Origin of the sequence: Longimicrobium sp. (assembly GCF_036554565.1) — a bacterium.
Classification (GTDB): domain Bacteria; phylum Gemmatimonadota; class Gemmatimonadetes; order Longimicrobiales; family Longimicrobiaceae; genus Longimicrobium.
Map to the genome: position 1 here is coordinate 1 of NZ_DATBNB010000788.1, position 10,799 is coordinate 10,799.

The 10,799-nt window shown below is 72.8% G+C and carries 3 protein-coding genes and 2 pseudogenes; 1 reads left to right on the forward strand and 4 read right to left on the reverse strand.

Features of this window, described 5'->3' with window-relative positions; translation table 11 throughout:
- Positions 1-682: pseudogene (locus VIB55_RS22200) on the reverse strand (hypothetical protein); the annotation flags it as partial.
- A gap of 437 nt (positions 683-1,119) precedes the next feature.
- On the opposite strand from VIB55_RS22200, the gene VIB55_RS22205 reads away from it, so the two are divergent.
- On the forward strand, positions 1,120-2,439 hold the full coding sequence (locus VIB55_RS22205) for an APC family permease (RefSeq protein ID WP_331878864.1): 1,320 nt from the start codon (positions 1,120-1,122) through the stop codon (positions 2,437-2,439).
- Positions 2,440-3,021: 582 nt separating this feature from the next.
- Here the strand turns inward: VIB55_RS22205 and VIB55_RS22210 are convergent.
- The 3 genes and pseudogenes from VIB55_RS22210 to VIB55_RS22220 all read right to left on the reverse strand — a co-directional run.
- On the reverse strand, positions 3,022-8,019 hold the full coding sequence (locus VIB55_RS22210) for a translocation/assembly module TamB (RefSeq protein WP_331878865.1): 4,998 nt from the start codon (positions 8,017-8,019) through the stop codon (positions 3,022-3,024).
- Entirely contained in the window at positions 8,016-10,238 is a 2,223-nt protein-coding gene (locus VIB55_RS22215; RefSeq protein WP_331878866.1) for a BamA/OMP85 family outer membrane protein, read from the reverse strand. Before VIB55_RS22215 ends, VIB55_RS22210 begins: the two co-directional genes overlap by 4 nt.
- Before the next feature lie 198 nt (positions 10,239-10,436).
- Positions 10,437-10,799: pseudogene (locus VIB55_RS22220) on the reverse strand (hypothetical protein); the annotation flags it as partial.

The window sequence follows — 10,799 nt, forward strand, 5'->3', positions numbered from 1 at the left end:
AGGGACGCACCGACCACACGCCGTAGCGGCGCGCGGCCCGCAGGGCGCGCAGCAGCCGCGCCCGGGCCGAGGGCGCGTCGCCACGCTGCATGTGCAGGTTGGCCAGCCCCAGGTGCGCCAGGCCGTAGTACTTCCAGTCGCGATTGCGCCGGGCCAGCGCCAGCGCGCGGCGGAACCACGTTTCCGCGCGGCGGTAGTCGGCCCCCCGGCGGGCCACCATCCCCACCAGGTACGCGGGCCCCGCCAGCTCCGGCGCGGCCAGCGCCGAACGCTGCGCGAACGCGAGCGCCGTGCGCGGCCACCCCTGGTCGCTGGCCCAGCGCGAAAGCGACTCGCACGCCTCCGACAGCTCCGCCGGCCGCGGCGCCCCCGGCCAGTCGAGCACGCGGGCCATCAGGTCCAGCATGGTGCGCACCGACGACTCGGGGTCCGTTTCCTCGGCGATCCGCTCCAGCCGCTGCTCGATGGCGTTGGGGTTGAACAGGTCGCGCCGCACCTCGGCGGGGGTTCCCGCCCACAGGTCAACGTCGCGAAGGCACTGCCACAGCAGCACCCCGAGCTCGCTGTGTACCTCGTCCAGGACCAGGAAGCCCTCGAACGGCTCATCCATCATCAGCAGCCCCGGCGGGATCACCCACGGCCGCGAGTTGCGGTGGGAGCGTTTCGATCTGCGTTTCTTCATCAGGCTCTCCGGCGGGGCTGGGAGGTCTCACGGCACGGCTGAAAATACACGTTAATGGCCCGCCCGCCGTCGTGCCAGTGGACGGAGTGAACGTCTCCGAGCGCTGGCGCGGAAGGCGCGAGTCCGGGTGCCCACCCGCGGACCGATCGGCGGGAAAGCTCGCGAACGGCCAAGTATTCCCTGCTACACCTGAACCAAGTAAACAGCGTCTTTGGCGCAAGTGACGCACCGTTGCCGACGCGGGGAGGACCGCAGCGGCGATTCTCACGGGAAATGGGGCGCGGAGCCCGTGGCCGCAGGGGTGCGGTGCTAGGGCCGATCTACTCGCTCCGCTGCTCGGCGCGCCAATTTCTGCTTCTCTCTTGCGCCCGCTCCCCGGGCGGGCCAAGGTTCCGCCTTCCGCGCCGTACGGCTCCTCTCTTCCCGGACCCTCGCCCATGCACGACGAAACCACCACCCGCTCGGATTCGAGCCTCGTTCGCGCGCTCGGGGTGTGGGGCCTGGCGGCCAGCATCGTGAACGTCACCATCGGTGGCGGCATCTTTCGCCTGCCCGCCAGCGCGGCGTCGCAGCTGGGCGGTGCCGCGCCCCTGGCCTACGTGGTGTGCGCCGTGGCGATGGGGCTGATCGTGCTGTGCTTTGCCCAGGCGGGGAGCAGGGTGGCGCTCACGGGCGGGCCGTACGCCTACGTGGAGGTGGCGTTCGGACCGCTGCCGGGCTTTCTGGCGGGGGTGCTGCTCTGGGTGGTCGGCACCTTCGCGCTGGCGGCCGTCTCCACCATCTTCGCCGATTCGCTGGGCGCCCTGATCCCCGCGTTAAGCGGCGGCGCGGCGCGGGTCATGGTGCTGCTGGTGATCTTCGCCGCACTGGCCGCGGTGAACGTGCGCGGGGTCAAACAGGGCACCACGCTCAACTCCGTCGCGACGGTCGCGAAGCTGCTGCCCCTGGTGCTGCTGCTCGTCGTGGGCGCGTTCGCCATCCGCGCGCCCAACCTGGCGTGGGAGGGGGCGCCCGCGGCCGGCGACCTGGCCCGCAGCTCCATCGTGCTGATCTTCGCCTTCGCCGGCATCGAGAGCGCGCTGGTACCCAGCGGCGAGGTGAAGAACGTGGCGCGCACCATTCCGCGCGCCATCGGGCTGGCGATGGTCACCATCACCACCATGTACATCGGCCTTCACCTGGTGGCGCAGGGGGTGCTGGGCGCCGCGCTTGCGAAGTCGGGCACGCCGCTGGCGGACGCGGCGGCGGTGGCGCTGGGGCCCTGGGGGCGCACGCTGATCCTGGTGGGCGCCGTGGTGTCGATGTTCGGCTACGTGAGCGGGATGACGCTGGCCGTGCCGCGCGCCCTGTTCGCGCTGGGCCGCGACGGGTTCCTTCCCCGGTCGCTGGCGGCGGTGCACCCGCGCTTCCACACGCCGCACGTGGCCATCGTGGTGCAGAGCGTGATCGTGCTGGCGCTGGCCATCTCGGGCACCTTCGAGCAGCTGGCCATCCTCGCGAACCTCTCAACGCTGCTGCTGTACGCGGCCTGTGCACTGGCGGCATGGGAGCTCCGGCGCCGCAACGTGCAGGCGGGCGGCATTCCCTTCCGAGTGCCCGCCGCGGGGCTGGTGCCGTTCCTGGCGCTGGCTGTGATCGCGTGGCTGCTGACGTCCATCAAGCGTGACGAGTGGATGGTCGTGGGCGGCGTGATCGTCGTCGCGGTGGTGATCTTCTACGCGACGGCCGGCGCGCGCAGGGCACGAACGGCGGGGTGAACGCACCGGCCGAAGCCGCACGTTGTCATCCCAGTGGAAGCGGACACGCCGAGTTGGCCGACCCGCACGTTGTCATCCCGATGGAGCGGCCAAGCGGCACCGGCCGGTGTCCCGTACCATGCAGCGACTGAGGGATCCGCCACACACTTCGCGAGGCACCACGCACCTGCGGACCTACCGGCACCCTGGCTCGTTCCCGGCCAGACGGGATTCACCCGCCCTTGAGTCGGCGGCACGCCGTCACTGCCGCGAGGCCTCGGCAGGGTCGGGCGAATGAATTCGCTGCACCAAACACACGAAGTCCGCCTGCGCGGACTGGCTGGCTTGGGTGTGGCGGAGGCCCGTGTGGCGCGTCCCGGACTCTCGCCCGTGGTTCGGCGTGCGGGCTGGGCCGGTGCACGACGGCGGGTGTGTGGCGGATCCCGCCATCGCTGCGAGCTGCGGTGTGCGGGAGGGTTCGCCGGGGCCGCCCCATCGGGATGACATCGTGGCGCGACGGCGGTGAACCTCGGTGGTTCCCACAGCAGAACAGGGCGCCCCGGCATCTCTGCCGGGGCGCCCTGCTGTTCATCCGTCCTCCGCCTATGGAGGGCCCGTGCCCGGGGGCGGGGGGGGCGGCTGGCCCGTGGGGGTGGAGAGCTCGCCCGGGCGCGGCACGTCCGGCGGCGGAGTGTCCACCTCGGCCGAGTCGGCGGCCGTGTCCGGCGGACGGCCGTACTCCCACCGGCGGCGCCCCTCCAGCGTGATCTGCCGGCTGCGGCGGTCCAGGTTCAGCAGCAGCGGGTCGCGCCGCACCGGCTCCCACGCGCCGCGGATCGTCCAGCTGCGGGTGGCCTGGTACTCCCCCGAAATCCCCAGCTTGGGCGCGTTCAGCAGGTCTACCAGCTCGAACACCGCAAAGAAGTCCTCGAAGAGCTCCTTGCCCGCCTCCACCGACGCGTAGGCGAAGATGTCGGTGCCGATGTTGCCGAACCCGGCCCCGAAGCCCACGCCCGTAGGCCGCGAGCGCAGGCGGAAGTAGTCGAACACGCCCAGTTCCGTGAACACCTCCTCGATCTGCGAGGTCAGCACGCCGCCCAGCACCTGCTCCAGGATGATCCCCTGGGTGAACTGCTGCGGGATGGCGGCCAGGTCGGCGCTGCGGCGGCCGAACAGCAGCAGCGTCAGCAGCTCCGATTCCGGCAGCGGCGGGCGCGTGTTGCTGGTAAGGTCGATGGTGGGCGACTGCAGCGTTCCGCCCAGGTGCACCAGCACGGCGATGTCGGCGCTGCCGGGCTCGCCCCCGCGCACCTCGTGGCTGGCGGTGATGTCCAGCCGCGGGTTCAGCTCGGGGGTGCCGGAAAACTGCACCGTTCCCTCCACGATCTCGAACTCGCGCTCGATGGGCCCGATCTGCAGCGTGTACGTGCCCCGCCGCGTCTGCAGGTCGCCATAGATGCGCGGCAGGTCGGCGGCGGCGTACACCTGCAGGTTGCCGGTGATCTGGATGCGGGTCTGCGGGTTCTGCAGCCACACCGACTCGCCGATCACCACCTCCACGTTGTTCGGCACCAGCGCGCCCATCATCCCCGCCGCGCTGGCCACCATCGAGGCCACCGTGTCGGCCCCCAGCTCGCCCACGTCCACGTCGACGATGTCGGCCTCGGCCTGCTCGCCGAACTCGGGGATGTAGATGGTGCCGTCCTCGATCTCCACCCGGCCCGTCAGCTCGGCCCCGGGATAGCGCCCGGCGATTCGCAGGCTGGAGTTGGCCTGCAGCTGGGCCACGTCCTCGTTGTCGATCACCTGGAAGTTGCGGGTGACCACCGCCAGGTCCACGAAGGGCGAGGTGGGGTCGTCGAGCCGCACGACGCCGGAGATCCGCCCGACCCCCGCGTTCCCCGTGTGCGCGACGGCGCTGTCGACGGTGATGGTTTCGCCGGCCATGCGGATGGCCGCGGCCATCCGCTCCCAGCGCACCCCCAGCGGCACGATGGTCACCGCGGCGTTCGCGAGCGTGGCCTGGCCGCTCAATTCCACGTCGTTCAGCGTGCCGCCCACCGTGACGCGCGCGTTCGCCTGCCCCTGGCCCTCCTTCAGCATGGTGGGCACCGCGGCCGCCACCAGCTGCATGGGCAGCGAGTCGGCGGTGATCGTGGCCGCCAGCGGGTCGTCGCGAAGCAGCTCGAAGCCGGGGACCAGCCCGCCCAGCGTAAGCGTCATGGGCACGGTGGCGTCGGCGTCCAGGATGGTGCGCCCGGCCAGCCGCACGGTGGCGTCCAGCCGCATGGACCGCCCCGCGTACTCGCCGGTGACGGCCAGCGTGTCGGTCCGCAGGCCGCCGTAGGTGAGCCCCTCGACCATGGCGTCCAGCAGCAGGCGCGGGTTCTCCACCGGGCCCACGATCGATGCGTTCAGCGCCAGGGTGCCGGCCACCTCGGGAAGGGTGGGGACGATCTGCCGCAGCTCGGCCATGTCGATGCCCTCGCCGCGCACCACCAGGTTGGCCTGGCCGGAGGTGGGAAGCACGCCGTTGGCCTCGATGAACCCCGTCGCCGCGCCCGTGCGCTGCAGCCGCAGGTTCTCCACCAGGTAGCCGCCGTTCACCAGCGCCAGCCGCGCCTGCGGCACCGCCAGCGACCACTGCACGTCGCGCAGGCGCAGGTTCATGTCGCGCAGCACCACGCCGGTGACGGAGAGCCCGTCCAGCTCCAGCGTTCCGGAGGCGTGGAGGTCCGTCTGCGCGTCCCGGCGCAGGTCCACCCCGAACGAGGCCGCGTCGGGCGACAGGTTGGCCTGCAGCTCGATGGACTGGTAGGTGCTGGCCCCGATCCCCAGCCCCTGCGCGTTGAGGGCCACGTTCCCCGTCCACACGGTGGCGCCGCGGGCCAGCCGCACCTCGGCCGCCAGCTGGCTGGCGGTGTACGTCTGCCACCGCAGGCCGCTGCCGCGCGCGTTGGCCGCAACCTCGGGATACTTGAGCGTGCCGGCGACGAAGCCTGTGGCCTGCAGCGACCCGCTGATGGCCGGCTCGAAGCGCCCCGGCGGCGGCAGGATGGCCGCCAGCACCCCCAGGTTCGGCGCGTCCACGGTGAACCGCAGCACCTCGCGGGTGGGCGAGGTCAGTCCCAGCTGCCCCGACGCGTCCACCCGCGCGCCGCGCACGGCCAGGGAGAGCGTCTCCACGGTCAGCACGCCGTCCGCCGCGGCGATGCGGGCCACGCCGCGCTCCAGCGGCAGGCCGCCCACGGTGGAGCCCGGCTCGGCGTCGAAGGCCACGCGCCCGGCGAAGGTCTCGGGGGTGAGTCCCCGCCCGTCCACGTCCAGCGTTCCCGTCAGCCGCGTCGCGGGGAGCATGGCCATCCCGGGCAGGCCGCTGACGTCCAGGTTCCGCACCCGGCCGGTGACGGCGTAGACGGGGACGTCGCCCGGGGCGTAGGTGCCGCGCACGGTCAGCTGCCCCTGCGCGCCGGTCAGGTCTACGTCGAAGCGGTACGGCGCCCGCCCGCCGCCGGAGACGGCGATGGGGCCGGAAACGGGGCCGGGAAGCAGCCCGGGGCGGCCCATCAACACGCCGATGCGGAAGTTGTCCACCCGCCCGGACACGTCGAACTGGGGCGAGCCCGTGCCGCCGGGCCGGCGCATGGTCCCGGCCAGGGTAAAGCTCCCCGCCGCCTGGCGCATGTCCACGGCGAAGCGCAGGTCCTCCGTGGTCCCGCGGGCGGAGAAGGTGCCGGAGAGCGGCCCTTCCAAGGGCGTGGCCGAGGCCAGCACGGCACCCGCGCGGAACGCCTCCAGCCGGCCCTCCACGTCGAAGCGCATCGGCTGCCCCAGCGTCAGCGAGCCGGCCATCTCGATCCCCCCGGCGTCGCCCTGCAGGTCTACGTCGAAGCGCACGTCGTCGCCGCTGCCGGAAACGGCGATGGGGCCGACGAGCGTGGCGCCGCGGAAGGGAAGGGCGGGGAACAGCTCCGTCAGCGTGGCCAGGGCCAGCGGCTGGGCGCGGGCGCGCAGCTCGTAGCTCATCACCTCGCCCATCCGCACCCGTCCCGAAAGCCCGCCCAGCACCGTCTCCGGCGCGTCGCCCACGGAGTAGGCCAGCGTGCCGCCCTCGATCGTCAGGTTCTGCATGGAGCCCGAGACCGTGGCGCCGCCGGTGATCACCCCCCGCAGCAGCGCGTTCGGCTTGTCGGAGAGCGCGGCGAGGTGCTCCACCCGCAGCGGCGCGGCGTCCACCCGCAGCCCGCGGAAGCGGATGGGGTCCTCGCCGGGAACGTAGGTCACCAGGCCGTTGGCGGTGATCACGGAGGGCTCGGCGTCCGGCGCGTTCCGCGGCGTCAGGTTCGCGGCGAGGTTGATCCGCAGCGGCCCACCCGTTCCCGCGCCGATGGCGTCCAGGCTGTTGATCTCGCCCTGCACCACGCCCAGCAGGGGCAGCTCCTCCGCGTAGCCCAGCGCTTCCAGGTCCGCCAGGCGCAGCGGGTTCAGCGAGATGCGGGTGTCGGTGAAGACGGGTTCCGCGTTCGGGCCCGTGAGCACGGTCAGCGCCCCGGACGCGCGCGAGCCCAGCACGGCCACGCGCGCGTCGGACACGCGCCAGAGCGTGCGGCCGCGCTCCTGCGAGCGGGCGGCCAGGGCGAACTCGGCGATGCCGCTGGCGGGCACGGGAAAGCCCATCCCCTGCAGGTCGGCGAAGGCCAGCGGATGGGCGCGAACGTTCAGGTCGAAGGTGGGCCCGCCCTCCGCGAACCGCACCCGCCCCTCGCCGTCGAACGACGAGCGCGGGGTGCGCAGGGCGTCGATGTCGAAGCGCAGCAGCCCGTCGGGGTCGGATTCCAGCCATCCCGCGAACTGCACGATGCGGGTGTCGGGATTGCGGACGTTGGCGGTGAACGACGAGATCTCCGTCCGCCAGCCGCCGCCCCCGCCCACGCGCACCAGGGGGAGTGTGGCGTCGATGTCCGTCAGCCAGTGGATGGTGTACGGCCGCCCGCCGATGCGCGTGCGCTCCGGCTGCTTGAGCGAGGCGAAGCGCGCGTTCGGCGCGGTCGCCGGCGCCACGTAGGGCCGCGCGATGCGGGCGCGGCCGTCGGTGATGCGCAGGCCGCGGAAGTGGAGGACGCGGGGCTTCTCCTCGTCCCGCCCGGGGACGGCCACCTCGGTGCCGCCCACCTCCACCTTCATGATGTCGGTGTAGTTCCACTCGCCGTTCGCGCGCTGCAGCAGGCGCATGTACGGCCGGTCGATGGCCACCTGGTCCACCACGATGGGCCCGTCCTGGGCCTGCATGGTGCCGGCGATCAGCCGTCCCCGGGCCACGGGCGCGGTGATGACGGTGTCGCCCGCCTGGTCCAGGAACACCACCTGGCGCAGGAGGATGCGGAGCGAGCCGTCGTCCTCCACCTCTTCCAGCTCGAATGCCTCTTCGGGAAGGCCCAGGCGCACGCGCACCTGCTCCTCGACCACGCGCGTCCGCTGCCGCCCGATGTACCACCAGATGGTGGCGGCGGTCACGGCGAAGCCGGCCAGGGTGCCCAGCAGCAGCAGGGCTACGCGGCCCAGCCGGCGCCGGCGGCGGTGGGGGCGGTGGGGGGTGGTCACAGGGCGTTCCCCAGCGACACCTGCAGCACCAGCCGGCTCAGCCAGCCGCCTTCACGCCGCCGCCGGAACTCGCGCAGCAGCGGCATTTCGATCAGGTCGCCGCTTTCGGTGATGCCGTAGAGCGGCCCGGGCTCCGGCTGGTACGGGTTGTAGGCCACGTCCAGGCGGAACGGCCCCACCGGCGTGGCGAAGCGCCCGCCCACGCCGGGGGTGATGCGGATGCCCGGGCGCGAGATCAGCGTGTCGCGGGTGTCCCACACCTGCCCGGCATCCAGGAAGGCGGCGCCGCGCACGTTGAAGCGGGTGAAGACGGGGATGGGAAAGCTGACCTCGGTGGTGGCCAGCACCGTGCGCGTGCCCCCGGTGGACGAGCGGACGGTGTCGACCACGAAGCCCGCGTCGCTCCGGCGCTGGGGGCGGGCCACGTAGACGGTGGGCCCCAGCTCGTTGAAGCGGAAGCCGCGCACCCCCGTGGGCCCGCCGCCGTAGAACCGGCGCTCGGGCGGGATGTACCCGGTCTCGTCGTTCAGCAGCCCGGTGAAGAAGGTGCCGCCCATCAGCCGCACCGAAAGCACCACGTCTTCGCGAAGCTCGCGGTGGATGATGCCGTCGGCCATCAGGCGCAGGTACTCGTCTTCGGAGCCCAGCAGGGGCGAGGCGAAATCCACCGTGGTGCGGAACTGGTGCCCGCCCGAGGCGAACGGGTCCAGCCGCACGCGATTCTGCGTGAGCCCCAGCTGCACCGAGTTGCTCCAGCGGCTTCGCTGCACCGCCTGGATGTCTTCGCGCTCGCAGACCTCGAAGGCAATGCAGAAGAAGTAGTCGCTGGCCTGGGTGCGCCCGCGCTGCACGTCCAGCGTCAGCGAGGCCAAGGTCTGCGGAAGGATCTGCCGCACCACGCCCACTTCCGCGCCGGTGGCGCTGCGGACGTACAGGTCCAGCTCCGACACCTGCTCGGTGAACAGCCCCGCCACCAGGCTGGTCTGCGTGGCCAGCAGCCGGGGCTGAAGGAAGTTGGCAGCCAGCCGGTAGTTCAGCGCGTCGGCGATCAGCGAGTCGGTGTCGGTGGTGCGCTTGTCGGGGTTGAAGGCCGGGCACAGCGAGCGCTCCAGCCCGTTCACCGGGTCGGCCACCCCCACCTTGGCGATCAGCCCGTTCACCTCCAGCCGCCGCGCGCCGCCCAGGAAGTTGCGGTCCAGGTTGCGGCCCTGCGCCCGCAGGCAGTCCAGGGTGCCGTAGCCCAGGGCGATGTCGGCGGCGTAGCGGGGCGCCTCCACCACGCGCACCAGCACGGTGCTGCCGATGCTGTCGGCGTCCAGCTCCATGCTGTCGGGCGTCACCTGCAGCCGCTCGGGCGCCACCTCCACGGCGGCGAAGCTCACCAGCTCCAGGTCGAACAGGCTCCGCTGGCTGCGCGCCAGGTCTGCCCCGCGCAGGCGCGCGCCCCGGCGGATGGCCAGCTGCTGCCGCACGGTGCCGGGGTCCAGCCGGTACAGCCCCACGATGTGGATGCTGTCCACCGTCACCACGGGCCCCGGCGCGGCGGCCAGCTCCACCCGGGCCACGTCGGCGATGGTGTCGATCTCGTAGTTGCGCAGCACCTGGGCGTAGGCGTAGCCCCGGTTCAGCAGCCAGTTGCGGACGGTGTCGACGGAGGCCAGGAAGTCGTTGCGGCGGAAGGGCTCGCCCTGCTCCAGCGGCAGCCGCCCGATCAACGCGGCGGCGCCCTCGACGTGGCCGATGCCGGTGACGGCCAGCCCGGTGAGGGTCACCAGGTCGCCCGCCTCCACGCGAAAGGTGACGTTCACCCCGTCTTCCGCCGCCGCGTCCACCACGGGAACCACGCGGGTGCCGTAGTAGCCGAAGTCGCGGTGCACCAGCTGGATGCGGGCTACGTCGCGGCTCAGGACGGCCAGGTCCAGGTGGTAGTCGTTCTTGCCGAAGCTGCCGATGCAGAAGGGAAGGATGCCCAGCGCGCTGCACCGCGACACGCGCGTGGTGATCACGCTGCGCAGCGAGTCTTCGGGCACCACCAGCTCGCCCTCGAACTTCACCGAGCGCACGTCCTCGCCCTCGTACTGGGCGAACTGCGGCAGCGGCCCCGTCGCCGCCTGGTTGGCGGCGCACGCGGCGGCCCCGAGCAGCGCGCACAGGGCGAGGGCCGCGCGCAGCCAGGCGTGCGGACGGCGCGGGAGCGCGAACGGCGGAAGAACGGACATCAAGTGTCGGATGGACGGTGCACACGCGCCGGCGCGCCGCGTGCCTGGAGGCGTGCGCGGCGGCCCTGACCTGCTTTTTCGGAACTTTTCTCGCCCGCGCCTGAATCTACGCGCGCGGGACGAGGGGGCAACGCGGTGGCCGCGCTCCCGCCGCGGTGCCGGACGGACGGGCACCGCAAGCGAAAGAAGCGGAAGCATTCACCGTGCCACGTCCCGCCCCGGCGCAGGCGCTGCCCCGCCGCCGGAATCCGCGGGCGGAACGGGGGCCGACGGCGCAACCGGCTCCTCCGCCGCGGGATCGGGGATGAACAGCGTGTCCCTGGGCGCGGACGGGGCGATGTCCTCGATGCGGATGGTGTCGCGCGGCTCGTCCTCCGGCGCCGGAAGCGTCTCGGGTTCGGGCGTCACGGGCGCCTCCGCCGGCTCGGAGCGGGGTGCATCCTCCCGGCGGGGCGGCCGCGTGCCCGCGTCGCGGTCCACCTCGTCCTCGGCGCCCACGGCGCGGCGGGCGCGGGCGCGGACGTCGTCCCATGCCTCGCGCGCCCACTCGCCCGCGGAGGT

Coding starts and splice junctions, on each gene's coding strand:
- VIB55_RS22205 (WP_331878864.1), top strand. CDS start 1,120: ATGCACGACGAAACCACCACCCGCTCGGATTCGAGCCTCGTTCGCGCG.
- VIB55_RS22215 (WP_331878866.1), bottom strand. CDS start 10,238: ATGTCCGTTCTTCCGCCGTTCGCGCTCCCGCGCCGTCCGCACGCCTGG.